The organism is Kitasatospora sp. CMC57 (assembly GCF_045866025.2).
GTDB lineage: Bacteria > Actinomycetota > Actinomycetes > Streptomycetales > Streptomycetaceae > Kitasatospora.
Genome location: NZ_AP035881.2, coordinates 6,470,601 through 6,494,852, shown reverse-complemented (window position 1 = coordinate 6,494,852; position 24,252 = coordinate 6,470,601). Strand labels below are relative to the sequence as shown.

Here is a 24,252-nt window from a genome sequence, read left to right as displayed (position 1 = left end):
GTCAGTCCACCGCGCCGTTCTTGACGGCCTTGGCGACGGCGATCGAGGCGACGCCGTACTTGTCGTAGATCTTGGCGAGGGAGCCGTCGTCGATCAGCTGCTGCAGGGCCTTCTGCACGGCGTCGGTCAGCTCGGGCAGGGACTTGGCGATGGCGATGCCGTTCGGGGAGGCGTTGTAGCCGCCGGTGGCGGCCGGGTCGTCGACCAGCTCGAAGGCGGTGCCGTCGTCGGCGGTCTTGGCTGTCCAGCCGCCCGCGGGCTTGGTGAGGACGTCGGCCGCCACCTTGCCGGAGCGCAGGGCGAGCTGGGCGTCGGAGTCCTTGGGGAAGGCCTGGACGTCGATGGCGGGCTTTCCGGCGGCCTTGCAGGCGTCCTGGTGCTTGGTCAGGAGCTTCTGCTGGTTGGTGCCGGTCTGGACGGCGGCCTTCTTGCCGCACAGGTCGTCCAGGGTGACGATCTTGTCGGGATTGCCCTTCGCGACCATGATGCCGGTGCCGGAGTGGGAGTAGGTGACGAAGTCGACGACCTGCTCGCGTTCCTTGTTGTCGGTGATGGCCGAGACGGCGGCGTCGTACTTGCCGGCCTGGATCGCGGGGACGATGCCGTCGAACTTCTGGGCCTGGAACTCGAACTGGACGCCGAGCTTGGCGCCGAGGGCCTGGCCGAGGTCGTAGTCCAGGCCGGTCATCTCCTTGCCGCCCTCGGTGACGTACATCTCGAACGGCGGGTAGGGGACATCGGTGGCGACCCGGACCTTGCCGGCCTTCTTCACTGACGCCGGGAGCGCGTCGTGCAGGGCCGCGTCGCGGGCGATGGAGACGCCTGCGACGGTGACGGCGCTGGTGGAGGCCGTGCCGGAGGTGGTGGTGCTGTCACCAGAGGAGCCGCAGGCGGTGAGCACGAGGGAGCCGCACGCCACGAGGGCGGCCAGCATCGCCGGTCTGCGGGAGACGGTGAAGGTCACGTCGTTGCCTTTCGGAAACCTGGACGGCGCTGGGGGCTGCACCGCTGGCCAGGACGTTACAACGAAATCCAACTGATGGCTACATGTAACGAGGGATACAAATAGGTAACGCCGGACAGCCCTCCATGAACCTGCTGATGGGGCATCAGCAGGTGATCCCTGTGCTCGAATATTTCATTACATCTATCGCGAGTACTTCTTGGTCTGTATGTTCCATTCCTGCACCAGCACGGCAGGGGTATCACCGTGCCGGGCACTGCTCGCCTGCCCTGCCCCCACGCCGGGCCGGCTCTCCTCGCCGACGCCGCACTCCCCCTGCGGCCCGGCCTCCCCCACAGGAGCTCGCATGCGCTCGTACGCCCACCGTCCGTCCCTGTGGCGGACCGTCGCCTTGATCGGCACGGCCGCACTCGGAACCACCCTGATCGCGCCGGCCAGTACCGCTGCGGCCGCGGGCTCCGGCCCCGGCACACTCGTCCTGGCCGGAGGCGCCGTGGCTGCGACCAACACCGCCGTGTACGGCACCTTCGTCGCCAAGGCGGGCGGCTCCTCGGCCCGGATCGGCGTCGTCACCGCAGCCTCCGACGTCCCCGCCAACGACCCGAACGCGAACGACCCCGCGAAGTGCTCCAACTCCGTCTGCAACGGTGCCTACTACGCCGACCTGCTCAAGAGCGGCTTCGGCGCGGCCGACGCGCAGTGGATCCCCATCGACCTCGACCACCTCGCCAACAGCTCCAGCCGGACCGTCGTCGACCAGATCAACTCCATGACCGGCTTCTTCTTCGGCGGCGGCGACCAGAGCCGCCTGGTGACCACCCTGATGAAGAGCGACAACGCCGACACGCCCGCCCTGGCCGCGATCCGCGCCAAGTGGACCGCCGGCGCCGCCGTCATGGGCACCAGCGCCGGCACCACCATCGCCAACGGGCGCGACATGGTCACCGGCGGGGAGAGCTGGGACGCCCTGCGCTACGGCTCCTACACCACCCCCAGCACCACCTACCCCGACGACCTCACCTACCGCCCCGCCGGCGGCTTCAACTTCTTCGCCAGCGGCCTGCTCGACACCCACTTCGCCGCCCGCGGCCGCCAGGGCCGCATGGTCCGCCTGGCCGCCGACACAGGCCACAACCGCGCCTTCGGCGTCGACGAGGACACCGCCCTCGTCGTCGACTCCCCCGGCACCACCGGCGAGACCACGACCGTCGTCGGCTCGGGCGGCGTCTCCGTCCTGGACCTCAGGTCCGCCACCACCGGCACCTCAGGCGGCTACTGGGCCGTCGACAACGTCAAGTGGTCGTACCTGACCAGCGGCGACACCTACAACCCCGCCACCTGGACCGCCGCCTCCACCAAGGCCGCCTACGCGCCCACCACGGGCACCGTCGGCACCCGCTGGAGCGACATCTTCTCCTCGCCCGAGCCGAACACCGCGCATCCCAACCAGATGGTCAAGATGGCCACCGAGCTGGCGAACGCCGGACGCAGCACCACCCAGTACGGGATCAGCTACGAGAGCGGCCCACGCTTCGAGGCGGACCTCACCAAGAACAGCGACTACAAGGCGTGGAAGAGCGGCACCACGGTCTCCTTCGCCAACCTCACCACGCACCTCTACGTGTACTGAGGACACCGCGCGAGCCGTGATACCGCTGCGGGGCCGGTCGTCATCCGACAACCGGCCCCGCAGCGTTGCGATGGCATCGCATCCAGGAGTCCCGAGCACTCCCCCTCACGGGATCCCGGCCGGCAGTCCGGGCGCCCCGGCCGCGCGCGCGGCGATGGCGACGTCCCCTATCCGCCGTTCGAGATGTACGTATCGGAAGGCAGCAAGGAGATCACCGGTGTCGACTACGACCTGGGGCAGGCGATCGGCGCCCGCCTCGGGATCAGGTTCGAGTTCACGGGCCAGAGGTTCGATGGTCTGCTTCCCGCGGTCCAGGCCGGCAATTTCGATGCCGTCATGTCGGCGATGACCGACAAGAAGGAGCGCCAGCAGGCGGTCGACTTGGTCGACTACATCAACGCGGGCCCGGGCTGGCTGGTGGAGAAGGGCAACCCGGAGAACATCAAGGTCCTCACGGACGTGTGCGGCAAGAGCGTGTCGGTGCAGACCGGAACCAACCACCAGCGGCTCCTCGACCAGCGCCAGGAGCAGTGCAGGCAGCAGGGCAAGCCGGCCATCACCGTGCTCGCCTTCACCAAGGACTCCGAGGCACAGCTCGCGCTGCGAGCGGGCAAGGTCTCGGCTGACCTCCTTGATGAGGTCACCGCGGCGTACGTCGCCGGCACCGCGGACAACGGCGTCACCTTCGACACGGTGGTCGGCAAGGAGGCCGTCGGCCCCACCAGCGCGTCACCCATCGGAATCGGCGTCTCCAAGGCGGTGCCGGGGCTGACGGAGTCGATCCGGGACGCCCTGCAGTCGCTGATGGACGACGGTTCCCATCTGAAGATCCTGGATGCCTACCACGTGCCGAACATCGCGATCCCTTCGGCGACGATCAACGGCGCGCTCGACTGACAGCCGCTGCCGCTGCCGGGCGCGCCCGGCACGTCGGGCCCGCCCGGCAGCGGCAGCGCGTCGTTCAGCTTCGAGGTGGCGGCATCGCCCACCGGACCGTCCGCACCACGGCGCACCCGAGCGGGCGGGCGGACACGTCGAGCAGGCGGGTGGCGGGCAGGCCGAGCAGGCGGCGGTGGTGCGGCTCCAGCAGAGCGACCGCCGCTGCCGCCAAGGCGCCATAGGCCGGGCGGGCCACGACCGTGATGGGCGGACGCAGGAGCAGGAACCGCGCGGCCGATCTGGCCGGGCCGCTCTGAACGAGCTCAGGAAGGTAGGCGGCGAGCCGGGCGTCGAGAGCGGCCTCGGTGCGCGGCGGGTCCTCGGCACCGAGGGCGGTCGCCAGGTGTGCGGCGTCGGCCACGTACCGGTCGCGGCCGGCGGGATCCAGCGGGCCCTGTCCGTACGTCTGGTGGGCGCGCAGGAAGCAGTGGGTCTGGGCGGTGTGAATCCATCCGAGCAGGTGCGGGTCGTCGGCCTGGTAGGGCTGCCCGGCCGGTGTCGTTCCGCGGATGCGTGCGTGGACTGTGCGGACCCGGTCGACGGCCGCCTGGGCGTCGGTGGCCGGGCCGAAGGTCGTGACGGCCAGGAAGGTACTGGTGCGCTGGAGCCTGCCCCAGGGATCGCTGCGGTAGCCGGAGTGGTCGGCCACGGCCGCCATCGCCACTGGGTGCAGGGACTGGAGCAGGAGAGCTGCCAGGCCGCCGACGAACATCGCGGCGTCGCCGTGCACGGTGCGGATCTCACGACCGGGGCCGAACCAGCGCGGCCCCGGGGCCGAGTGGATGCGCTCCCTGACAGCCCGACCCTGGGGCCCGGCGATCCGCGCGAACAGCTCGTCGCCGATCCGCTCGCGCGGACCCCAAGGATCCAGATGCCAAGGCATCATCGTGTCCCTCGCCTCACCAGCGGGTTCGGGCGCCTCGGAAGGGAGCCGTCCGGCGGCCTGCCGCGTGGCGGGGCCGGAACTCACCATCCGGCGATCCTGCCCACCGCGAACGCGGCGAGCACGAGCGCGGTCGCGAGGATGAGGGTCAGCGGGATCCAGCCCGGCCACGCGGTGCGCAGCTCGACCGACTCGGGCGTCGAGATCGCGTGGCTCGTGGAGGCCTCGCACTCGGGCGTCTCCGTGGGGGACGGTCCGGCGGCGCGCCGGCCTGTCGGTTCGGGAAGGGACATGATCGGCTCCAAGAGAGTGCTTGTCACAGGTGAAGGCCGGCAAGTCGCCGGAACGCGATGGCCAAGGCGATCGCGCCGAGCACGGCTGCGACCGCGGCCCATGGTGTGACCGTGCACGCGAGTGTGGCTGCGGCAAGTACCAGCACGGCCGCCAGCGATGCCAGCGCCGCCAGTCGGCGGGGCTGCCAGATCCACAGCCGGACGGGTTTGGTGCGGCGGCCGAGCATTCGCTGCAGCCGGGGATCGGTCGCTTTCAGGGCGCACTCGATCTCGTCGATGAGCCGCCTCTCGTAGGCGGTCAGGGGATGAGCCATGGCCTCCACCTCCAGGATCCCCACCGTCGCCCAGCACCGCCTGGTGTGCTGGTTGCAGCGTTTGCGCACCGCAACGGCCGCCTGCTCGGCACCGTGCGGGAGCGTCGCGTCGGGCGCCGGATGTGCCGTCAACTGACCCATGCTGCAGGCACGTTCAAGATGTCAGGGCAGCACCGGGAACCGGATCGGCGGTTCAGCCGCGGTCGGCCGGGTGGGCTCGTTCGGTGATGTTGCGCGCCATGCCCCCGAACACCACCGTGTGGAACGGTGCGACGGCCCACCAGTAGGCGTGCCCGGCGAGCCCGTGGGGATGGAACAGGGCCCGCTGCCGGTAGCAGCTGCCCGGCCCGTCGGGTTCGACGGACAGCTCCAGCCAGGCCAGCCCGGGCAGCCGCATCTCCGCGCGCAGCCGCAGCAGCCGGCCCGGCTCGATCTCCTCGACCCGCCAGAAGTCGAGGGAGTCGCCGACGCGCAGGCGGGCCGGGTCCCGCCGCCCCCGGCGCAGCCCGACGCCACCTACCAGCCGGTCCAGCCACCCCCGCAGGGCCCAGGCGAGGGGGAAGGAGTACCAGCCGTTCTCCCCGCCGATCCCTTCGATGACCTGCCACACGGCATCGGGGGCGGCGGTCACCCGGCGTTCCTTGACGTCCTGGTAGAGGCTGCCGCCGGCCCAGTCGGGGTCGGTGGGCAGCGGATCGCTGGGCGCACCTGGCAGCGAGGCCGAGGACCATCGGGTGGCGACCTCGGCGTCCTTGATCCGGCGCAGCGCGAGGGCAACGGCACGGTCGAACCCGGTCAACCCGGCGGGCGGGTCGGGCACCCACCGGGCGAGGTCGTGCTCGCCGCAGACCACCTCGTGGCGCAGCGACTCGACCAGCGGGCGGGCGATGGAGTTGGGGACCGGTGTCACCAGGCCGACCCAGTGGCTGGATAGTCGGGGCGTGAGGACCGGCACGGGGACGATCACACGGCGCCGCAGCCCGGCGATGCGGGCGTAGCGCTGCATCATCTCCTCGTAGGTGAGGACGTCCGGCCCGCCGATGTCGAAGCTGCGGTTCAGCGCGGCGGGCAGCCGGGCAGCGGCGACCAGGTAGTGCAGGACGTCGCGGACGGCGATGGGTTGGATCCGGGTGGAGACCCAGCGCGGGGTGACCATCGCCGGGAGGCGGTCGGTGAGGTGACGGAGCATCTCGAAGGACGCGCTGCCGGATCCGATGATCACCGCGGCGCGGAGCTCGGTGGTGGGCACGCCGCTGTCGCGCAGGATCCGGCCGACCTCGGCGCGCGAGCGCAGGTGGGGTGAGAGGCCGGTGGGCGGGACATTCCGGGGGACGAGTCCGCCCAGGTAGACGATCCGGCGCAGGCCTGCGGCCGCAGCGGCGGCCCCGAAGGCCCGGGCCGCCTCGCGGTCGGTGGTCTCGAAGGACGGTCCGGTGCCGAGCGAGTGGACCAGGTAGTAGGCGACGTCGATGTCCTGGAAGGCCGCCGGGAGGGTTTCGGGGCGGGTGACGTCGCCGGTCGCGGTCTCCACCTCAGCCCGCCAGGGCTGGTCGCGCAGGCGGCCGGGCTCTCGCACCAGGCAGCGCACCGCGTGCCCCTGTGCGAGGAGTTCGGGCACCAGCCGACCTCCGATGTAGCCGGTAGCACCGGTGACCAGGCAGCGCAGGGCGCGGGACGGTTCCAGGTCCATGTCTGCTTCTCCGTTCGGCGTAGCCGGTGCGGGTCGAACAATCTGGACGCCGGACGCCGCGGTCGCGCCGCAGGATCCAGCTCACAGGTCACCCGCGGATTTCCTCCGGCACCGGGCCCGCGGTCTGGCCGGGGGTGCTGGGTCCCGGCGGGTGGGCGGTTCGTTCCAGTAGGTCGACTGCTGCTGCGAGGGTGCGGGGGCTCGACGCGCCGGGAGGCGGGCCATGGCGGAGCCAGCCCGGCCCGGCGGCCACCACGAGAGCCCGGGTGCGGGAGCCGCGGGCCCCCCAGGTGGCAGCGCCCACCAGTCGGGCAAGCTCCTGGTCCGCAGTGCGGTGGTCCTGGGACCAAAGCATCACGGCACACGGCCCCAGCCGATGGACGGCGTCCACCAGAGCTCGGCGCGGCACCGCCGCGCCGAGCATGCGGAAGGGGAGCTCTCGTTGGGACAGTGCCGCCGCAGTGGCTTCAAGGGGCAGGGTGTGCTGCTCACCAGGGCCCGCGGCCAGGAGGACCGGGCGGCCCGGTCCGCTCGCGATGGAGGCGATCGCCGCTTCGCGCAGGACGCTGGAGACATGCCAGGACAGCAGGTGCTCGACCTCGACGTACTGCTCGCCGTCCACCGCCCACTTGCGGCCCGCCGCGCGCAAAGCCGGCATCATCACCTCGGTCCACGCCTCGATGACACCGTGTTCGCTCACCGCCTCGCGCAGAATCCTGACGGTCTCCGCCGCGTCGAGCCGGACGGCGGCGCGGGCCAGTCCGCGGCATTCGGGCCGCACGCTCCCAACGCGCAGTGCCCTGCCTCCGCTGGCGCCGCGCTCGGGAATCTCCCGCGCGACGTCAGCGGGTCGGCTGGGTACAGAGGTTGCCGGTTGTCGGGCGTCGCGTTCGGCCAGAGCCGCACGGGCCGCTTCGGCGGGCGGAACTCCGCGGGCGGTGAGGTGGCACATCGTCTCAAGGACAGCGATGTCGCGTGGGCCCCAACGGCGGTGATGGCCCTCGTGTCGGTGTTCGGGGCCGATGCCGTAGCGACGCTCCCAGGAACGGATCGTGGTCGGCGACACACCGAGCAGAAGAGCGACATCGCCCGTGGGCAGGGCCGCCTGCTCCACCGGATCGGCTGCCTCGGCAACAGGGCTCGGCCGAGCGGGTGTGTCATGGCCGGCCGACGATGTCTCCATGGTGTCAACCTCCCTTGCGCTGTCTGCCGGGTCACCAGCGCGAGGTGCCGGGACGACCCTTGAACGGGCCAGTGATCTCGCTGGTGATCCAGCCGCCGTAGAAGTCGCCGGCTTGGGGGCGGACCCTTTCGCCGTCCACAGTGCAGCGATCGACCAGGCCGGGGTAGAACGCGAAGGTGCTGCGGAGCTGGCCGTAGCCGGGAAGCGGGTCCGGATAGCTCCATGCGGCACGCGGGACGTGGCGCCCGGCTACATCGAGATCCCAGTAGCAGGCGAGGCCCTTCCACTCGCAGACGCTCGCAGCGGGGCTTTGCGTGAGCAGTTCCACGGCGACGTCGGCGGCCGGGAGGTAGAAGACCGGGGGGTGACTCGTCTCAAGTACGCGAAGCGCGGATCGGGTGGAGGCGATGAGCGTGTCAGCGAACCAGATCTCGACCACCCGCCCGGAAGCGGCTTCGACGGCCGGCGGCCGAGGGTAGTCCCAGACCGATTCGCGGGCGGCGTCCGGCTCCTTCATCAGGCTCCTCCGATCCTGCGTTCCGTCGCTGCGGTCTCTGTGGGCTGCGGTGATTCGCCGCCACGGCTGGATTCCAAGCCCAGGGCCGACCTGAGTCGGAGCAGGCCGTCGCGGACGCGGGTCTTCACCGTGCCCAGAGGCGTGTGGGTGAGAGCGGCTATCTCGCGCTGTGAATAGCCGCCGTAGTAGGCCAGGACCACCGCTTCCCGCTGGACTTGGCTCAGGCCCGCCAGCGCGGACCTGACCCGGGCCTGCTCGATGGAGCGCACCACGCGGTCCTCCAGCGCCTCACTGTCGGCGGGATCCTGACGGGCGATGCGGTCGTCCCTTTCGGTCGAGGCCCTCACCGAGCGAACCCGGTCCACCGCCCGACGGTGCGCGATGGTGAGCGCCCAGGTCGTGACGGACCCGCGGTCGCTGCGGTAGGTGGCTGCGGTGCGCCAGATTTCGAGCAGCACTTCCTGCGCGACCTCTTCGGCGTGGGCTCTGTCGCGAAGGGTGCGCAGGGCCATTCCGTACACCGGCCCGGCTATCCGGTGGTAGAGCTCCTCGAAGGCCTGCTTGTCTCCTCGCGCGACACGTTCGAGCACGGCTGCCGAGAGTTCGGCCGTCGGCTGCTGCCTGCCATGAGCGTGGCCGGCTCGCATGGTGCGCATCGGATTGTTCACGGTGAAACCGTGCATCGTTTCGACACCATGGGCCCACTTGAACCGTTTGTGCAGCGAATTGATGGACTCCCCAGGGCGGGGCCTGTGGCGCGGGGCGGCGGCCACCGACCAGGCGCTCCGTTGTCAGGTGGCCTGCGATGCCTGGCCCTGGCGGGTCAGCTGCACCAACGATGCGAGTGCCCCTGCGAAGGGTGCTGGCTGCACGCTGGCGGCCTCAGAGCAGCAGGAGAGATGATGATCACCGAGCCCCTGTCGGCGCATCCCACCAGGCCCGTACGCGTCCCTGTGCTGTCGCAGTACTGGCGTCACCCCCTCTTCATCCACTGGCCCGTCAACCCTGCCGCGGTCGCGCCCCTCCTGCCGCCCGATGTGATGCCCGACCTGTGGAACGGGACCAGCTGGGTTGGGCTCGTGCCGTTCCAGATGGAGCGCCTGGGCCCGGGCCGCGGCCCGGGCCTTCCGTACTTCGGTACCTTCCCGGAGGTGAACGTCAGGCTCTACTCGGTGGACCGGCAGGGACGCCGCGGCGTCGTCTTCCGTTCGCTGGAATCCCCTAGGCTGGCGGCGGTTCTCGCAGCCCGCGCATCCCTGGCACTGCCCTACCGGTGGTCCTCGACACGCCTGGCGATCGAAGGCGATTCCTACTTCCTCGCCACCCGCGCACACTGGCCGTCACCCGCCGACAGGACGTGTGTGCTGACCGCGCACATCGGCCGGCGGCTGCCTGCCCCCGGCCCGCTCGCCGACTTCCTGACCGCCCGATGGGGCCTGCACACCCGGGTGCGCGGACGAACCGTCTACCTGCCGACCGACCATCCGAGGTGGCCGCTGCACGAAGCACGCATCGGCGGCCTGTCGGACCACTTGGTCCGCGCCGCCGGCATCGATGTCCACGGCCCGCCGGCCAGCGTCCTGTACTCCCCCGGTGTGCCCGTGCGCTTCGGCGCCTGGCAGCACGTGTAGGCACGCGCGTGAACCCTGCGCGGGATCAGCCGACGAGCGGCGCCGCAGGCGACAGCCACCTCACTCCTCTCCCCCGGACCGGCGACCTCTGTGGGAGCCGACCACAGTGGCGCCTACCCATCACGGCCGGCTCAAGTTGCTCAGCGCGGCGGGCCCTGCAGGCTGTTCTGGCCTCGGACGCGGTCAGCCTGACTGCGCCGACGATGCCGTGGTCAGCAACCGGTAGGCCTCGGCCAGTTCGCCGGCCATCGCCTGGGCCGAGTAGCGGCCGGTCACGGTGCTCGCTCCGGCTGCCGCGATCGAAGCCAGCTCGTCACTCGGCACGGCCGCCAAGGCGGCCAGCATTGCGGAGAGGGCGGGGGTCGAGTGCGTGGGCAGAAGAAAACCGTTGACACCGTCGTCGATGTAGTGGGGGACGCCACCGCGCTGAGGTCCCGCTGCCGGCAGGCCCGCATCCATGGCCTCAAGGACTGCGAGACCGAACTCCTCTTTGGCACTCGGGCAGACGTAGACCGGCGGGTACGGCGCTTGCTCCGCGGCCAGCACCCGTTCGAGAAGCCGGACGTGGTGGTTGGGCAGCGCCGGCCAGCAGGCCAGGTTGCGCCGCGCCATCGGCTCCGCGGAGACGAACTTGGCGATGCGCCCGCGCATCTCACGCTCGGCCGCCGTTCCGGAACCAGCCGAGCCGCCGACCAGAAGCAGCGTCGTGCGGTGGTGCAGACCTGCTTCGATCCACGCCTCGACCAGCCGGTCCTGCTGCTTCACGGGATGCAGCCGGCCCACGCTGAGGAACATCCGCGAGCTGCGGGTGCCCGGATCCAGGCCGTCCTCCCGGTCGCCACCTGCGAAGAGCCGACGCATGAGCTCCACGGCCAGAGCCGTGTCGCCGCCCGCCCGACTGAATGGAGGGATCCCCTCGGCGGGCGATACGACCCTTCGCCTGCGGCCGCTGTGTGTGAGCTGCGGGAAGTGGGTCGCGAGTTCGCGGATTCCGGTCGGCCCCGGGATGGTGACCAGCAGGTCGCAGCGGTCCGCGAGGACATCGGCGGCGAACACACGGTGAAGGTCCGCACGCAGGGCCGCGGCCGGCTCGGTGCACAGGGCCCTGCCGATGTCGCGGTGCCGCTCCCCCATGGTCCGGTGGGGATCGGGCGTGACGGTGAAGGCGAACCGCGCGCCGCTGCGGCGAGCCGCATCCGCCACGGCGAGCGAACTGTCGTCGGCAAAACGCGCGTGCACCACTGCGGGCATGGCACCCGGGAGGGCAAACAGACGCGCCATCCACCACGCCAAGCCGGCCCGTAGCTCCGGTGCGTTCACCGGAGCCGCCGCCGGCCCCGGTACGGGAACCCGCAGGAGCCAGTGCCCGGTGCCGAGCCGTGTCACCAAGCCACCGCCCAGGTCGTCGCCGCACGCGGGCGCCAGGGTCAGCACCCGGGCGATTTGGCCAGTGGCGGCGAGGGCATCGCCGAGAGCGCCCAACAGGACACTCATTCCCCCGCTGGCGCCGACACCGGGCTCCTCCAGTCTTCCGAGCATCATCGTCTGCGCCACCACGATCCCTCCGGCCGGAGCGGCCGGAAGCCCCGCCACCGCACGCCGGAACCCAGCGCCGGCACGGTGCCCGGGAGCGGCTCGCTGCCAGGCGGCCGAGAGCAGCAGCGCCTCGTACCAGCCCGACGACCGCCCGCGGCCGACGGGAAGGACGCGCGCTCCGCCCCGAAGCCCCGACAGGTAACGCCAGGCCGCCTGCCGGACCGACGGCTCGTCGCTGTGCGCCACGGCAGCGCATTCCGCGGCGACCAGAGGTGACAGTGCGTGCTGCTCGGCGAGGTCGAGGAGACAGGCCCGCTCGCTCGGCGGAACGGGCAGCAACAGGCGGCTTCGCAACGCCGCCGTGGCGTCGGCCCGGAGTCCCGCCCTCACCGTAACCCCCCAGGCCTCGGCCAAAGCGCTGCGCTGCAGCACTCCCCCGCCGGCCAGTCCCACCAGCCACCAGGGATCGGCCGGTGTGCCGGAACGGGCAGCGCGCCGCAGTCGCGCGGTGACGACGTCCTCGGGCAGCAGTGCGCGCTCGGCCCAGGCGCTGGTCAGGCGGCCGTACTCCGCCCGGGCCAACAGGGCCAGCAGATCGTCGCCGCCCGGCTCGTCCAACGCGGGATCGAGGTGGTGGCGTCGCCACCGCACCAGTGCGTCGGAGTCGGCCGGCGGGAAGCTCTCTGTCCGGCCGCACGGTCGGTGCGCCATCGGAACGTCCTTTCCTCGCGGGTGTCACCTCCCTTTCGGTGCCGCGCCGCCGAAGGGATGGCGCGGCACCCGGCACCGTTCCGCCGCAGGTGTTGGCATGGCACGATCTGGGGCATCAGCACCACCCCAGGTGTCCCCCGAGCGCCCCCGGCCTCGCCGACAGCGGAGAGTGACGTGCCCCGAGTCGTGTTGATCAGTCCCCCGTTCCAGTCCCACGCCGCGCCGATGAGCACGCTCGGCGCGGCGTTGCGAGAGGAGGGGGCCGAGGTGACGCTGGCGTGCGCGCCGGCCTTCGCGGACCTGGCCGCCCGGCGCGGCCTGGACTTCACCGAACTCACCGTCACCCGCAACGCGAACACCGGCGTCGCCGAACGAACGTCCCAAGCCGTTTCGGAGGCCGCACGCCTGCGGGAGTTCCTGGAGGCCACCCGCGAAGGAGCGATTCCCACCCTGCTCACTCAGGCACGCCACAGGGCGGCCGACATGCTCCCCGACCCTGAGGGGGTCTTGGAGAGCGTGCGAGCCCTGGACAGCCGGTTGAAGGCCGACTGGTACCTCGTCGACCAGCTCAGCTACCCCGTGACGCTGAGCATGCACTGCCTGGAGCTGCCTTACGCGACCTTCTGCCCCGGCCACCCCAGCTACATCCCGACCCTGCCCGATGCCTACTTCGGGCTCCCCCGGGCCTGGCCGAAAGCACTCCGCCCCTCACCCGAGGACCTCGACGAGCTCCTCGCGGCCGTGAGCGCGAACGACCAGGCGTTCACACGCTCCTTTCGCGACATCGCCCGTCGGCACGCACCCCACCTGCCCGAGGTGGAAAGGGCATTCGCACTCTGCTCACCACAGGCCGTGGTCTTCAACTACCCCCGGCTGCCGAACCTCCCCCCTCCTCCCGGCCGGCCCACCGCGATCTACTCCGGCCACTGCACACCACCGCCCGTGGAAGCCGGACTGGACGAGAAATGGCAGGCCGTCGTCACCCGGCTGTGCTCCGGCGGCCGCCCTCTGGTGCTCATCGCCTTCGGCACCTTCCTGTCCGCCCGCCACGACGTCCTGCGCACCGTCACCGAAGCGGTGCTGACGCACACCGAGGCGTCCGTGATCGCCGCCGCCGGGGACCGCGTACCCGAACTCTCCCGCAGTCCAGTCCTGGCAGCCGCCTCCCCCGACCGTCTCCACATCGCGGACACCGTGCCTCAGCAGCAGCTGCTGACCCACTGCGCCGTCATGGTCCACCACGGCGGCAACAACTCGTTCACCGAGTGCACCGCTTACGGCGTCCCCTCCCTCGTCCTTCCCTTCTCCAGCGACCAGTTCGTCATCGCGCACGACGTGGAACAGGCGGGACTCGGACTGGCGCTCGATCCCAACAACGCGAGTCCGTCCGCAGTCGGCACGACAGTGAACCGGCTGCTGGCCTCACCGGGCGAACGGATCAAGTCGTTGGCCGAGGCGGTCCTCTCGACAGGGCCGTGCCACGCCGCGCGGCAACTCCTCAACGTGATGCCCGGCAGACCCCTGATCTCGTAGGTCGCGTGTCCTGCTGTGCTTCCCCTCGGCCGTGCCGGCCCGAGCGGCGCTCCCTCAGCGGGCCGTCGATGAGCGCCCCCTGTCGCAGATCGTGACTCCGTCGCTCATTCGCCTGTGGGGCGGAATCGTCAGAGAGTGCGACGCTTCGGCGATCACTCTCGGTGGACATCGCAGTGCAGCAGGCTCATCCGCATGTCCTTCGTCGAGTTCAGGCGCGTCCTTGGTCGCAGACGCGGGCATGACGCCCCGAGCTGGTGCCGGGCGCGGACGATCAGGTCCCGGAAGTCGCGCCACCCGAAGCCCTTCGGCTCCTCCCTGCGGCCCCGGTACTCGCGGATGCGGTAGAGCAGGCGGGACCGTTCACCGGGCTTGTAGCAAGCCATTCCGGCCATCGACACCCGGCCCGAGTCCCGGCCTCGCACCCTGGCGACGGGGGTTCGGCCGATCCGGCCCCAGGTCCTGGCGCGCGGCGGCGTCATCAACTGCCCGGCTTCGTCCTCGAAGACGATCCAGGCCCCGAGGGCCGCCGCAGCGCTCCTACCCGCGGCCAGGTTGCCTTCTTCCACACCTCGACCGCCGTGTCGCCGCGCTCGATCGCCCGCCGGGCGGGCCGCTGCCAAGACCAGCCGTGCCGCTTGAGCAGGGCCCACGTGCCCTCGACCGTGTACGAGACGTGGAACAGCCTGCCGATCAGCGTCTTGATCCGCACGAGCGTCCACCGCTGGTCCGCCCAGCCGTGGACGAGCGGACCGCGCTCCAACTCCCGCTCCAGCCTGGCGATCTGGTCCGGGCCGAGCCTCGGCCGACCCGGTGAGTCGTGGAACCCCACCCCGGCCAGCTGCGGATACTCTCCGATGGCCCGCTTCGTGGTGCCGATCGGCGCGGTGGTCCTCGTGGTCGCCACCGGCGCCAAGCTCGCGGGCGGCGAGTACCCGCTGCTCGCGATCGTGCCGGTCACCTTGTCCACCGCGGTCGGCACGATCTGGTACCTACGGCGCGGGTCGGCGAACTGACCCGCGCCCGGTCTGTCGCGATCGAACCTCCCGTTCCTTGCCTCCGTCGGGGCGGTCGGCGGGGGGACCGGGCCGACCGCCCCGGTGGGGCGGTCGCTCACGCATGGGCCGGCGGGGGTGCGCCGGGGGCTGCCGGGGGTGGTGTGCGGTCGCCGCCGGGGCCGGTGTCGAGGAATTCGCGGATGGCGAAGGCGAGGGCCACGAAGAAGGTGATCCACAGGACGACGGCCCAGGTCGGGTAGGACCAGGTGGCCAGGATCACCGCGGCGACCAGCAGGATCGCCGCGCCGATCCAGCCCTTGAAGCGGTGCACGAAGGGACCGACCGGTCCGAGCTTCATGCCGAGCGAGTACAGCGCGTCGCGCAGGGAGCCGATGATGCGCCGGCAGGCGGTGCGCACCGCGACGGCGGGCCGGGACGGTCCGATCAGGAAGGCGCCGACGGCGGTGACCACGGCGACCGCGCCGACCGCGCGGATGGTGGCCCGCATGAAGCGGATGAGGGTGTCGTAAAGGGTGCCGGCGGCGGCCTGGTTGGCGCCCGGTGGCAGGTGGTCAAGGTAGAACGAGCGGAAGACGGTAAGCACGATGCCGAGCAGCAGCATGGCCAGCGCCACCCCGACGGTGGCGCCGATCAGCGCCCGGCGGCGGTTGTGGGCCAGGAACACGGCGCAGGCACCGATGAGGATGGTGACGATCGGCAGCCAGGCGCCCATGATCTCCAGCAGGCGGAAGTACGTTTTGACCTTGCCTACGTCCTTCGAGGAGAAGACCACGAAGTTGGTGTGGACTTCGGGGATCTTGGCGGCCGGCCCCACACCGGCGTTGACCAGTTCGTCCTTCACCTTGGCGACGATCGGTGCGATGTCGATGGAGACCTGGTTGTTCTCGATGACGACCGCGCCGCCGCCTTTACCGGTGAGGGCCTTGTCCAGGGCGGTGTGGACGGCCCGGTTGGCGTCGACCCAGAGGGTGGCGAACTGCTCGCTGGTGACGACCTTGTTCACGGTCGAGCTGACCAACTGGGTCAGACCGCTCTTGATCGGCCCGCTCAGGTTGTTGATCAGGTTGGCGGCGTTCGGCGGCACGCCCTTCTCGGCGGCGGCGTCGGAGAGCTCCTTGACCACGGCGTTCACGTCGATCTGGTCGAGGACGACCGTGGTGACGCGGCCGGTGACGGCCTGCTGGATGTCGGCGTCGGTGGCGAGCGGAGCCATGGTCTGGACGTAGCGGTCGGTGTTGCCGACGAAGTCGGACGTCCACACCGCCAGCACGGACAGCAGGGACAGAAGGGAGGTGATCACGATGAGCACGACGGCGCCCGAGGTTCGCCAGCGGTGGTGTTCTTTCTTGCGCGGGGCGGCCTCCAGCACGGCGATCCGCTCGTGCAGCCGGGTGATCTCGTCGGCGTCCCCCGCCGCCGCGACGCGGGGCCGGCCGGGTCCCGGCGGTGGTGCGGGACGGTCGGGGGGAGGCGGCGGTGCCGGGGTCTGCTCGGGGGGACCTGCCGTGCCGGGCCCCTCGCCGCCGGCGGATTCGCTTGAGCCGGGCTCAGGTGGGGTCGCCGCCATTGCTCCTCCTCGGGTGGGCGGCCGACCGTCGGCTGCCGCATGCCGTTCCAGGAGAAACGTCGGGCGGCGCGCGCACCACCGGGAGTCGGCGGTATGGGTGGGTGCACCCGGCTGACGGGGTGACAGCACATCTGTCGGTGCATGATGGCGCCGCCCGCCGCTATGGCCCAGGCGTGCTCCGTGTGCCTCGATGCGGTTCACCCGTGTGGCGCTTCCGCCGTGAGGGATGCCGCCGGTCGGCCCGATGATCGGAGCACCGCCTGCCGGCCGCTGAGGGGCAGGCAGTGCCGGCGCCCGGTTCCCGGGCGGGCCGAATGCCAAGGAGGCGATGCGCATGTCCGCCGACCCTCCCGCGCCTGCCGAGCCGGCCGCGCCCGCGGCGGCGCCGCAGGATCCGTTCGAGATCGTCCGCAGCCGCAGCTACGTCGCGCTGCTGGTGATGGCGGCGCTGCTGGGCGCTCCGATCTCGGCCGCCGCGTACGGCTTCCTCGCCCTCGTCTCCCAGCTCCAGTCGCTGGTCTACAACGACCTGCCCAAGGGCCTCGGCTTCCACGGCACCCCGGATTGGTGGGCCGTGCCCGTGCTCGCCGTCTCCGGCGTCCTGGTCGCCCTCACCATCCGGTACCTCCCCGGTCGGGGCGGGCACGAGCCGGCCGACGGGCTCAAGACCGGCGGCATCCCGTCGGCGGCCACGGTCCCCGGCGTGGCCCTCGCCGCGATCGCCTCGCTCAGCCTCGGCGTCGTCCTCGGCCCGGAGGCCCCACTGATCGCTCTCGGTGGCGGCTTGGCCGTCGGCGCGATCCGACTGCTCAAACGCGACGCCCCGCCCAACGCCCTCGCCGTTCTCGGCGCGGCCGGCAGCTTCGCGGCGATCAGCGAGCTCCTCGGATCGCCCATCCTCGGCGCTTTCCTGCTGATGGAAGCCTCCGGCCTGGCCGGCCCGATGCTCGGCGTCGTCCTGGTACCCGGCCTGCTCGCCGCCGGCATCGGCTCCCTCATCTTCACCGGCCTCGACTCCTGGACCGGCCTCGGCACCTACTCCCTGTCCCTGACACAAGTACCGACCGCCGACCGGCCCACCCTCGCCGCCTTCGGCTGGGCGATCCTCGCAGGCCTGGTCGCCCCGGTCCTCGGCGAAGTGATCCGCCGCCCGGCCCTGCGCATGAGAATGCAGATCCAGCGGCGCAGGCTGCCACTCTCCGTGCTGGCGGGTGCGCTCATCGGAGCGCTCGCCCTGCTCTACGCCACCATCACCGACAAGCCAATCTCCGGAGTGCTCTACTCGGGCGAGAGCACCCTCGGCCCCCTGCTGGCCGACCACGCCACCTACTCCGTCGGCACCCTGCTCCTGCTGGTCGCGTTCAAGTCGCTCGCCTACAGCGTCTCGCTCAGCTCCTTCCGCGGCGGCCCCGTCTTCCCGGCCCTGTTCGTCGGCGGCGCGGGCGGCCTGGCCATGTCCCACCTGCCCGGCCTGGACGTCACCACAGGCTTCGCCATCGGGCTGGGCGCGCTGAGCGTCGCCATGCTCAGACTCCCGATGACCTGCGTCCTGCTGGCCACCCTGCTGCTCGGCTCCCAGGGGCTGACCGTCATGCCACTGGTGATCGTCGCGGTGGTGGTCGCCTACGTGGGGACCCTGCGCCTCACACGGCGGAGTGCCCCGGTCACCGGCGAACCCGAGCCCATCGGGGCGCCCGCCTCGTGACGCGACGGGTCCACGGCCCGCTTCCCGGCCGTCAGCCCGAGGAATCCGGTCCGGCGATACCGTCGTCGGTGCCCGCAACGCCGGGAGGCGGGACGACGCCGGAGAAGACAGGCCGGCTGCGCCGGTCGAGTCCTACGTTGACGGCACCCAGAATCACGCGTGCGGCGATGCCGACGAACACCAGGTCCCCGAGCATCTGCAGAACGACCAGCACCCGGGCCACCTCCTCCGTGGGAACAATGTCGCCGAAGCCCACGGTGGAGAACACCGTCACCGTGAAGTACACGGCATCCACCCGCGTCAGCGGCTGAGTGAACGATCCGGACTCGCTCCGCGCCATGAGGTAATAGGCGGCCGCGAACAGAAGAATGAACAGCGGAACGCTCGTGGCCAACGCCTCGATCCCTTTGAGCCGCGGGTACGGAGATCGAACGATCGACCGCGTCTGCCACACGACGAGAGCGCACACCACAACCAGTCCGCCAAGGAGACCGACCGCCGTCGCGACCCCGAAAGACTGGTCCAGCGGCAGCAGGAAGTACGCCACCACCAGAACGGCCGCAGTCAGCAACGACCGCGTCAGAGCCCACAGCAGAACAACGCGGCGCCCGCGTCCGGTCCCCTCCGACCGCGACGGTCCCCTCACCCCCGTCCCCATCAGCCACCGGTCCACAGCAACAGCCCGTCGATCCTCATGAAAGCCAGCATGCGGACTCCGGCCCGCTTTACCCCAACCACGGGCCGGTGTGTCCCCGCCCATTCCACCAACCAGTCGGCATCCTTGCTCGACCTCCGGCACACGACCGGCACGGGGTTGCCGTAGAACACGTGGTGCGACGTGGCTCTGGGGCCCCGCCTGGCCCTTCTCACACGCGGCTCTGCCGACACCGTGCGGCGAGCCGGAGGAGGAGGGCAGCTGGTGGTACGGCAAGGGGCCGTATGGCCCCCCAGTGCGCCCCGTCCGGCCCCTTCCGGGCACTGGACCCAGGCCTACGGTGGCTGTACGGCCTTGATTCCGGGTCTTTCCGCCAACCGAGTCTTCAAGTGTTCGTGATGCACACCGACGACCTACTGCGTACGCAGACCCTGCTCTATCAGGACACCGCCGTGATCTCCCTGGACGGCGAACTCGACCTCGCGACCGGCCCCCTTGTCACCCGTGCCGTCACCCAGGCACTCGCTGCCGGTCCCCGTCAGCTGGACCTGGACGTCGCCGCCCTCACCTTCTGCGACGCCGCCGGCCTGCGGACGATCCTCTCGGCCCGCAGGGCCTCCCGCGTCCAGCACGCCGAATTCCAGCTCGTCGGCGTCCAACCCCGCCTCCACCGCATTCTCGCCCTCCTCCGGGTCACCAGCCTCCTCCCGCCCCACCCGCTCCCGCCTGACCGTGCAGTAGCACCAGGTGCGGGGCCCAGCCGAGGTCCGGGCGGCCGAAGCCTTCCGGCAGGTCACCCCGGAGGCGAGGGTGTCGACGGCTTCGTCGGCGGAGTCCTTGAGGAGGTGGCCGTAAAGGTTGACGGTGACGGCGAGCGTGGAGTGGCGCATGGTCTTGGAGATCACGGCGGCAGGGAGGTTCTCGGCGATCATGATGCCGGCGGCGGTGTGGCGCAGGTCGTACAAGCCGATCTTCGGTAGGCGAGTACGGCGGTACGTTTGCGGAGCTGGTCGAGGACCCACTGCGGGCGAAGCAGCGAGCCGTCCGGTGCGGCGAAGGCGAGTCTCTCCAGGCGTCCCTCGGGGCGAGCGTTCATCTGGATCGCGGCTTGGCGGTGGGGCGGCCATGGCCCTCGGGGAGAGGCTGATCCAGGCGCGACTGGCCTCGGTCTTGGGTTCACGGAAGCGGGTCGGGAACTCCGTGTCGGCGCTTCGACATGTCCGCCTGTCACCTGGGCGCATCCATGCCCGACATCAGGCGGTGGCCAAATGCCTACGCCCTCGGCGCTCGTGCCGTGCGACTGCTGACAGCGATCGCACAGAAACTCGTGTGACGGATGGCTGCTCAGCCCGGCACCGGCGGGCCGACCGTCCGGCGACACCGGTCGTGCCGGCCGGTGTCGCTCGGACCGGCTGCTGCGGCTCTACAGCCCGGTTTCCTGTCGGTGGGTTCCAGCCGTCAGCGCCCAGATGATGAAGATGTCGATGGCGATCATGACGATGGCCCAGAACGGGTAGTAGGGCAACCACAGGAAATTGGTGATCATGTTCAGCCCTGCGGCGATCACACCGAGGATCCGTGCCCACATCGCACCGGTGAAGAGCAGGAAACCCGCCACCACGATCACGATGCCGAGAATGAGGTGCAGCCAGCCCCAGCCGGTGACGTCGAACTTGTAGACGTAGTTCCCGGTGATGACGTAACGCTCGTCGTTGACGATGGCGCCGATGCCCTCGAAGATGGCCATCGTTCCGCCGAAGATCATCATGCAGGCCGCGAAGACGGTCCAGCCGGTGGCGAAGTGCTTCCGGCTGACGGGAGCACCCGCGGGCGCTCCGCTGACGTTGCTGGCCATGTTCGGCTCCTCGGGAGTTGAACTGTTACCCGTACCCGCGGGATGCGGGGAACGACCCCCTTCACCAACGTCCCACGACCTCCGCAAGGCTGCTACTCACACCTGTCAGCGGCTCCGCACGCCCCGGCCCAGGAGGCAATGGGCAGCCGCAACCGGTCACTCTCTGTCAGAGAGGGCCCGGCGGGTCCACTCGGGCGGGTCACTGTTCATGCGGTCAGCCCGGCAGGTGCCTACGGTCGGACCGGAGCGGCCTTCCGGCCGCCCCGGTCTGCGCACGCAGCGCAGACCGAGCACCCACCAAGGGAGACGGCAGATGTCCACCACCTCCGAGACGCCCGTTCTCGACACCCTCATGGCCATGACCGCCGATTCGCTCGAGCGGTGCGGCCTGGCTCCGGACATGCTGATCCTCACGCGGATCGCGGCGCTGGCGGCGATGGACGCACCAGCGGTCTCCTACCTCGCGCATCTCGAGCCGGCGATGCAGGAGCACATGACCGCTGCTCAACTGCAGGACGTCCTGGTGGCGATCGCGCCGATCGTCGGCACCGCCCGGGTGATGTCGGCCGCGACCCACATCACCGAGGCACTGGGGATCGCCATCGCGGTCGCCGACGCGGGGAACGCGAACCCGAACACCATGTAGTCGCCCATCCGGTCGCCGCTTCCGTGCCCGGATCGCCGAGGCCGCTGACCCTCGTCGGACGTGGGGTCATCGGCCGCCCCGGGACGGAAGCGGCCGCTAACGCGAAATCAGGAATGAGGATCGGCGTGAAGGGCTTCAAAGGAAGATCGCTCTGGACATCCGGGAGTCGGAACCGGACTGGGAGCCGTACCTGGCGCCGAAGGCTCCCAAGGGCACCCCGAACGTCCTGGTGATCGCGATGTCGGCTACGGCACGATGGACCGATTCGGCGGCCCGGTGCAGACGCCGAAGATGACGCGGATCGCGAACATGGGCCTGAAGTACTCGAACTTCCATACCACTGAGCCGTGTTCGCCCACCCGGGCGTCGCTGCTGACCGGCCGCAACGCCACCTCGAACGGGATGGCGACGATCGCCGAGTTCAGTTCCGGCTTCCCCGACATCTCCACCCGCATCCCGTTCGAGAACGGCTTCATCTCCGAGGTCCTGGGCGAGCACGGCTACAACACGTACTGCGTGGTGCTGCAGGCGGCGCGCGGACACTCCAACGCGCGCTTCGCCAGGGCGCCGGGTCTGGACCTGGACACCGTGCGCCGCTGGCGGGCCGGTTCGCCGAGGTGGGCCTGCCCGACCTCAACGACCGTCAACGCCGCAGCCGCCCACCGACGTTCGCAGCACAGGCAGCCAGGTCAAGGCGCTGGGCTGCCAGCTGCCCGCCGCGAACGGCGTCTCGGAACTCATCCGTCCCGTCCGACAACCGGCGACATCCCGGCGGCAGCGGCCCGCGAGCGAAACGGGGCATACTGGGCGGAGTCCGACGGTCCTCCGTGAAAGGCATCGCCAACAGTCGGGGTGCGCAGGCGACGGCCATGACCGACTGGCAGGCCGAGCGGTCCGGCGTGGAGTCGGGACGACCGGCCTGTTCTCGCTCCCCCTGCCGCTACCTGTGTGCGGGCTCGGGAGTGCCGGGGTGCCGGTCGTAGGCGAGGAACGCCGCACCGCCCTTGAGGACGGTGTGGTCGGTGAGCTCCCAGGCAGTGGGCACGAAGGCTGCCGTCCGCCCGAAGAGGGGTATGCCGGAGCCGATGGTGAGCGGGCTGAGCTTGACGATCACGCGGTCAATCTCTCCGTACAGTGCGCCGGCCAGTTCCCCGCCGCCGACGAGCCAGATGTCCTTGCCGTCATCGCGCTTCAACTCCCGCACCTTCGACACCGGGTCGTCGGCGACGAGTTCGATGCCGGGGGCCGGGCTCTCGGTCAGTGTCCGGGAGAAGACCAGATGCCTGAGGTGGGGGAAAGCGTCGCTCACGCCGGCCGCGAGGCCGATCTCATAGCTCATGCGGCCTTCCAGGACGGTGTCGAAGCGGGTGCCTTCGGTGCTGACACCGAGCGCGGCCCGCGCCGGCCCCGGCAGGGTCTCGGGGTACTCCTCGATGATGTGCCGAATGTAGTCGGCGGACGGGGACCAGAAGCCGCCGGGGCCGGTGGGGTCGGAGCCGTCGGGACCGGCGATGAAGCCGTCGAGCGTGGAGGCGATGAAGTAGACGAGCTTGCGCAAAACGAGTCCTTTGCCGATCGGTCGAAGTGACTGGTGCCGGGGTGCGGTACCCGGGGGTGGGCGCTAGCGGGATGTCATTTCGTGGCGGTGGGGAACGGGCCGACGATGCGCTGCACCGCGTGCGCGACCAGCTGGTCGCGCTCGGCGTCCGTGAAGACCTCTGGCAACGTGAGCTGCTCAACGATCAGCCAGTTCATGGCCGCGTACATCAGCAGGACGGCGGTTGCACCTCCGGGCAGGCCGGCGGCCTCGTGCCGGGTGACGTTCTCGTCGATGTCGGCGCGGACCCGCTCCGTGAGCAGCGTCCGCAGCTCCGGCCTTCTGGTGGCCTCCAGCCGGAGCTCCAGCAGCGCCAGGTGCCCGGACGGGAAGGCTGCGACCCTGGCGACGCTCTCCCGCAGCATGACGCCGTACGACGCTGCGTCCCGTGCCTGGTCGAACATCTCGGTGAGCGTGCCCTCTTCAGGTCTGAGTCGCTCGTAGACGCGGACGCCGGCCTGGACGAGCAGATCGTCGCGGTTGCGGAAGTAGTTGGACGTCGTGCCGATCGGCACGCCCGCCTCCTTGTCGACGGCGCGCTGGGTCAGGCCGCGCGCGCCCTCGCGGGCGAGAACCTCGATGGCGCCGTCGAGCAGCAGAGCCCGACGGGCCGGGTTCTGACGCATCTCGTACCTCTCCCTCGTTCGGAATGACCTCAGTAGATCACTGCGACTGAAGTACGTCAACTGACGTGGTCTCGTGGATCGGCGAGTGCAGCCGCCCACCGAGTGCAAGGGGGCCGGCGCCTTTTCAACGTCTCGGTCTCAACGTCTCGGACCGACAGGAGCCACCGATGAATCGACGGCAGGCAGCGGCACGGCGGCCGGGTTGTGGCCCGGTCTGGTTCGTCTCGAGGCCGCCCGCTGCGCGCGACGCGGGGCCGGCCCGGAATTAGGCTCGGGCCCTGTGAGTATCAAGACGACCATCGGGGACCTGATCGAGGACGCCGAGCGCCAGATCCGAGACGGGGCGTGGGTGGTCCGGGAAGGTGAACAACTCCTGGCCCGCCGGGCCGCAGAGGGCCTCACCGAAGCCATCGACGTCCCCGCCGACCGCCAGAGCCTCCCCGACACCCTCCGCCTGGAAGACCTACGCGAGGCCCTCGCCGTCCTCGCCATCACCCTCGCCCGCACCCACGGCCACCTCGCCTGGTTCCTCGGCGGCGCCAGCACCGCACTCTCCGCCATCCTGCAATGGCGCTCCCTACCCGCCGCCCCCGGCTACGACTTCCACACCACCATCCCCACCCCCGACCAGTACACCGACGCCGAAGAAGCCGTCACCCTCCTCCACGACGCCCTCCTCCGCATCGCCACCTGACCCGCGTTCGCGATGTCGGTGTCCTCCGACAGGCGATCTTGGCCAGCGGCCGACGGGAGCAGGCCTG

25 protein-coding genes and 1 pseudogene are annotated in these 24,252 nt (G+C 70.7%); 10 read left to right on the top strand and 16 right to left on the bottom strand.

The features are described from left to right. Position 1: 1 nt before the first annotated feature. The gene (locus ACKUU6_RS29210) at positions 2–964 is read right to left on the bottom strand and encodes an ABC transporter substrate-binding protein (protein ID WP_407991560.1); all 963 of its coding nucleotides are present in this window, start codon (positions 962–964) and stop codon (positions 2–4) included. Positions 965–1,310: 346 nt separating this feature from the next. Here ACKUU6_RS29210 and ACKUU6_RS29205 point away from each other — a divergent pair, with 346 nt between their 5' ends. Both ACKUU6_RS29205 and ACKUU6_RS29200 read left to right on the top strand, forming a co-directional pair. Next, the gene (locus tag ACKUU6_RS29205; protein WP_407991559.1) at positions 1,311–2,594 is read left to right on the top strand and encodes a cyanophycinase; all 1,284 of its coding nucleotides are present in this window, start codon (positions 1,311–1,313) and stop codon (positions 2,592–2,594) included. A 42-nt stretch (positions 2,595–2,636) separates the two neighbouring features. After that, positions 2,637–3,491 (top strand): ABC transporter substrate-binding protein, encoded by an 855-nt coding sequence (locus tag ACKUU6_RS29200; protein WP_407992273.1) that lies wholly within the window; start codon positions 2,637–2,639, stop codon positions 3,489–3,491. 64 nt (positions 3,492–3,555) lie between these two features. On the opposite strand, the gene ACKUU6_RS29195 is transcribed toward ACKUU6_RS29200, so the two are convergent. The 7 genes from ACKUU6_RS29195 to ACKUU6_RS29165 form a co-directional block, all read right to left on the bottom strand. Further along, on the bottom strand, positions 3,556–4,416 hold the full coding sequence (locus ACKUU6_RS29195) for an oxygenase MpaB family protein (RefSeq protein WP_407991558.1): 861 nt from the start codon (positions 4,414–4,416) through the stop codon (positions 3,556–3,558). 83 nt (positions 4,417–4,499) lie between these two features. After that, a complete protein-coding gene (locus ACKUU6_RS29190) occupies positions 4,500–4,709 on the bottom strand; it encodes a hypothetical protein (protein WP_407991557.1) in 210 nt (69 codons plus the stop codon). Positions 4,710–4,732: 23 nt separating this feature from the next. Beyond that, entirely contained in the window at positions 4,733–5,164 is a 432-nt protein-coding gene (locus ACKUU6_RS29185; RefSeq protein ID WP_408649645.1) for a DUF3040 domain-containing protein, read from the bottom strand. Between the two features lie 52 nt (positions 5,165–5,216). After that, positions 5,217–6,713 (bottom strand): SDR family oxidoreductase, encoded by a 1,497-nt coding sequence (locus ACKUU6_RS29180; RefSeq protein ID WP_407991555.1) that lies wholly within the window; start codon positions 6,711–6,713, stop codon positions 5,217–5,219. A gap of 88 nt (positions 6,714–6,801) precedes the next feature. Next, positions 6,802–7,896, bottom strand: coding sequence for a MerR family transcriptional regulator (locus tag ACKUU6_RS29175; RefSeq protein WP_407991554.1), 1,095 nt, complete (start codon positions 7,894–7,896; stop codon positions 6,802–6,804). Positions 7,897–7,927: 31 nt separating this feature from the next. Further along, positions 7,928–8,413 carry a DUF427 domain-containing protein gene (locus tag ACKUU6_RS29170; RefSeq protein WP_407991553.1) on the bottom strand — a complete coding sequence of 162 codons (486 nt, stop codon included), beginning with the start codon at positions 8,411–8,413 and terminating at the stop codon, positions 7,928–7,930. After that, positions 8,413–9,060 (bottom strand): sigma-70 family RNA polymerase sigma factor, encoded by a 648-nt coding sequence (locus tag ACKUU6_RS29165; protein WP_407992272.1) that lies wholly within the window; start codon positions 9,058–9,060, stop codon positions 8,413–8,415. Before ACKUU6_RS29165 ends, ACKUU6_RS29170 begins: the two co-directional genes overlap by 1 nt. Positions 9,061–9,312: 252 nt before the next feature. Here ACKUU6_RS29165 and ACKUU6_RS29160 point away from each other — a divergent pair, with 252 nt between their 5' ends. Next, positions 9,313–10,044: a YqjF family protein gene (locus ACKUU6_RS29160; RefSeq protein ID WP_407991552.1), complete on the top strand. Its 732-nt coding sequence runs from the start codon at positions 9,313–9,315 to the stop codon at positions 10,042–10,044. Positions 10,045–10,227: 183 nt separating this feature from the next. On the opposite strand, the gene ACKUU6_RS29155 is transcribed toward ACKUU6_RS29160, so the two are convergent. Beyond that, a complete protein-coding gene (locus ACKUU6_RS29155) occupies positions 10,228–12,291 on the bottom strand; it encodes a glycosyltransferase (RefSeq protein ID WP_407991551.1) in 2,064 nt (687 codons plus the stop codon). Between the two features lie 174 nt (positions 12,292–12,465). Between ACKUU6_RS29155 and ACKUU6_RS29150 the strand changes: the two genes are divergently transcribed. Further along, a complete protein-coding gene (locus tag ACKUU6_RS29150) occupies positions 12,466–13,824 on the top strand; it encodes a glycosyltransferase (RefSeq protein ID WP_407991550.1) in 1,359 nt (452 codons plus the stop codon). 152 nt (positions 13,825–13,976) lie between these two features. Here the strand turns inward: ACKUU6_RS29150 and ACKUU6_RS29145 are convergent, their stop codons facing one another. Then, on the bottom strand, positions 13,977–14,390 hold the full coding sequence (locus ACKUU6_RS29145; protein WP_407992307.1) for a hypothetical protein: 414 nt from the start codon (positions 14,388–14,390) through the stop codon (positions 13,977–13,979). Next, positions 14,303–14,635, bottom strand: a pseudogene (locus ACKUU6_RS29140) (helix-turn-helix domain-containing protein); the annotation flags it as partial. The gene ACKUU6_RS29145 and the pseudogene ACKUU6_RS29140, both read right to left, overlap by 88 nt. 43 nt (positions 14,636–14,678) lie before the next feature. On the opposite strand from ACKUU6_RS29140, the gene ACKUU6_RS29135 reads away from it, so the two are divergent. Beyond that, positions 14,679–14,837: a hypothetical protein gene (locus ACKUU6_RS29135; protein WP_407991549.1), complete on the top strand. Its 159-nt coding sequence runs from the start codon at positions 14,679–14,681 to the stop codon at positions 14,835–14,837. Between the two features lie 97 nt (positions 14,838–14,934). Here ACKUU6_RS29135 and ACKUU6_RS29130 read toward each other — a convergent pair whose 3' ends face one another. Next, positions 14,935–16,407 (bottom strand): hypothetical protein, encoded by a 1,473-nt coding sequence (locus ACKUU6_RS29130; RefSeq protein ID WP_407991548.1) that lies wholly within the window; start codon positions 16,405–16,407, stop codon positions 14,935–14,937. A gap of 334 nt (positions 16,408–16,741) precedes the next feature. Between ACKUU6_RS29130 and ACKUU6_RS29125 the strand changes: the two genes are divergently transcribed. Continuing rightward, entirely contained in the window at positions 16,742–18,112 is a 1,371-nt protein-coding gene (locus ACKUU6_RS29125; RefSeq protein WP_407991547.1) for a chloride channel protein, read from the top strand. A 31-nt stretch (positions 18,113–18,143) separates the two neighbouring features. On the opposite strand, the gene ACKUU6_RS29120 is transcribed toward ACKUU6_RS29125, so the two are convergent. After that, on the bottom strand, positions 18,144–18,659 hold the full coding sequence (locus ACKUU6_RS29120) for a potassium channel family protein (RefSeq protein ID WP_407991546.1): 516 nt from the start codon (positions 18,657–18,659) through the stop codon (positions 18,144–18,146). Between the two features lie 392 nt (positions 18,660–19,051). On the opposite strand from ACKUU6_RS29120, the gene ACKUU6_RS29115 reads away from it, so the two are divergent. Then, positions 19,052–19,747 carry an STAS domain-containing protein gene (locus ACKUU6_RS29115; RefSeq protein WP_407991545.1) on the top strand — a complete coding sequence of 232 codons (696 nt, stop codon included), beginning with the start codon at positions 19,052–19,054 and terminating at the stop codon, positions 19,745–19,747. A 443-nt stretch (positions 19,748–20,190) separates the two neighbouring features. Here ACKUU6_RS29115 and ACKUU6_RS29110 read toward each other — a convergent pair whose 3' ends face one another. Then, positions 20,191–20,622 carry a hypothetical protein gene (locus tag ACKUU6_RS29110; protein WP_407991544.1) on the bottom strand — a complete coding sequence of 144 codons (432 nt, stop codon included), beginning with the start codon at positions 20,620–20,622 and terminating at the stop codon, positions 20,191–20,193. Positions 20,623–20,935: 313 nt separating this feature from the next. On the opposite strand from ACKUU6_RS29110, the gene ACKUU6_RS29105 reads away from it, so the two are divergent. Next, positions 20,936–21,268 carry a carboxymuconolactone decarboxylase gene (locus ACKUU6_RS29105; protein WP_407991543.1) on the top strand — a complete coding sequence of 111 codons (333 nt, stop codon included), beginning with the start codon at positions 20,936–20,938 and terminating at the stop codon, positions 21,266–21,268. Positions 21,269–21,445: 177 nt separating this feature from the next. Next, entirely contained in the window at positions 21,446–22,099 is a 654-nt protein-coding gene (locus tag ACKUU6_RS29100) for a sulfatase-like hydrolase/transferase (protein WP_407992271.1), read from the top strand. A 109-nt stretch (positions 22,100–22,208) separates the two neighbouring features. Here the strand turns inward: ACKUU6_RS29100 and ACKUU6_RS29095 are convergent, their stop codons facing one another. Next, a complete protein-coding gene (locus ACKUU6_RS29095; RefSeq protein WP_407991542.1) occupies positions 22,209–22,826 on the bottom strand; it encodes a dihydrofolate reductase family protein in 618 nt (205 codons plus the stop codon). A 74-nt stretch (positions 22,827–22,900) separates the two neighbouring features. Next, positions 22,901–23,491, bottom strand: coding sequence for a TetR/AcrR family transcriptional regulator (locus ACKUU6_RS29090; protein ID WP_407991541.1), 591 nt, complete (start codon positions 23,489–23,491; stop codon positions 22,901–22,903). A gap of 280 nt (positions 23,492–23,771) precedes the next feature. Between ACKUU6_RS29090 and ACKUU6_RS29085 the strand changes: the two genes are divergently transcribed. After that, positions 23,772–24,185, top strand: coding sequence for a hypothetical protein (locus ACKUU6_RS29085; RefSeq protein ID WP_407991540.1), 414 nt, complete (start codon positions 23,772–23,774; stop codon positions 24,183–24,185). Positions 24,186–24,252 lie beyond the last annotated feature (67 nt).

What these genes read in the sequence shown, in the direction of transcription:
- ACKUU6_RS29105 (WP_407991543.1), top strand. Translation starts at nt 20,936, where the DNA reads ATGTCCACCACCTCCGAGACGCCCGTTCTCGACACCCTCATGGCCATG.
- ACKUU6_RS29090 (WP_407991541.1), bottom strand. Translation starts at nt 23,491, where the DNA reads ATGCGTCAGAACCCGGCCCGTCGGGCTCTGCTGCTCGACGGCGCCATC.
- ACKUU6_RS29155 (WP_407991551.1), bottom strand. Translation starts at nt 12,291, where the DNA reads ATGGCGCACCGACCGTGCGGCCGGACAGAGAGCTTCCCGCCGGCCGAC.
- ACKUU6_RS29190 (WP_407991557.1), bottom strand. Translation starts at nt 4,709, where the DNA reads ATGTCCCTTCCCGAACCGACAGGCCGGCGCGCCGCCGGACCGTCCCCC.
- ACKUU6_RS29205 (WP_407991559.1), top strand. Translation starts at nt 1,311, where the DNA reads ATGCGCTCGTACGCCCACCGTCCGTCCCTGTGGCGGACCGTCGCCTTG.
- ACKUU6_RS29175 (WP_407991554.1), bottom strand. Translation starts at nt 7,896, where the DNA reads ATGGAGACATCGTCGGCCGGCCATGACACACCCGCTCGGCCGAGCCCT.
- ACKUU6_RS29135 (WP_407991549.1), top strand. Translation starts at nt 14,679, where the DNA reads ATGGCCCGCTTCGTGGTGCCGATCGGCGCGGTGGTCCTCGTGGTCGCC.
- ACKUU6_RS29180 (WP_407991555.1), bottom strand. Translation starts at nt 6,713, where the DNA reads ATGGACCTGGAACCGTCCCGCGCCCTGCGCTGCCTGGTCACCGGTGCT.
- ACKUU6_RS29185 (WP_408649645.1), bottom strand. Translation starts at nt 5,164, where the DNA reads ATGGGTCAGTTGACGGCACATCCGGCGCCCGACGCGACGCTCCCGCAC.
- ACKUU6_RS29160 (WP_407991552.1), top strand. Translation starts at nt 9,313, where the DNA reads ATGATGATCACCGAGCCCCTGTCGGCGCATCCCACCAGGCCCGTACGC.
- ACKUU6_RS29195 (WP_407991558.1), bottom strand. Translation starts at nt 4,416, where the DNA reads ATGCCTTGGCATCTGGATCCTTGGGGTCCGCGCGAGCGGATCGGCGAC.
- ACKUU6_RS29125 (WP_407991547.1), top strand. Translation starts at nt 16,742, where the DNA reads ATGTCCGCCGACCCTCCCGCGCCTGCCGAGCCGGCCGCGCCCGCGGCG.
- ACKUU6_RS29115 (WP_407991545.1), top strand. Translation starts at nt 19,052, where the DNA reads ATGGCCCCCCAGTGCGCCCCGTCCGGCCCCTTCCGGGCACTGGACCCA.
- ACKUU6_RS29110 (WP_407991544.1), bottom strand. Translation starts at nt 20,622, where the DNA reads ATGGCCAGCAACGTCAGCGGAGCGCCCGCGGGTGCTCCCGTCAGCCGG.
- ACKUU6_RS29165 (WP_407992272.1), bottom strand. Translation starts at nt 9,060, where the DNA reads ATGCGAGCCGGCCACGCTCATGGCAGGCAGCAGCCGACGGCCGAACTC.
- ACKUU6_RS29130 (WP_407991548.1), bottom strand. Translation starts at nt 16,407, where the DNA reads ATGGCGGCGACCCCACCTGAGCCCGGCTCAAGCGAATCCGCCGGCGGC.
- ACKUU6_RS29170 (WP_407991553.1), bottom strand. Translation starts at nt 8,413, where the DNA reads ATGAAGGAGCCGGACGCCGCCCGCGAATCGGTCTGGGACTACCCTCGG.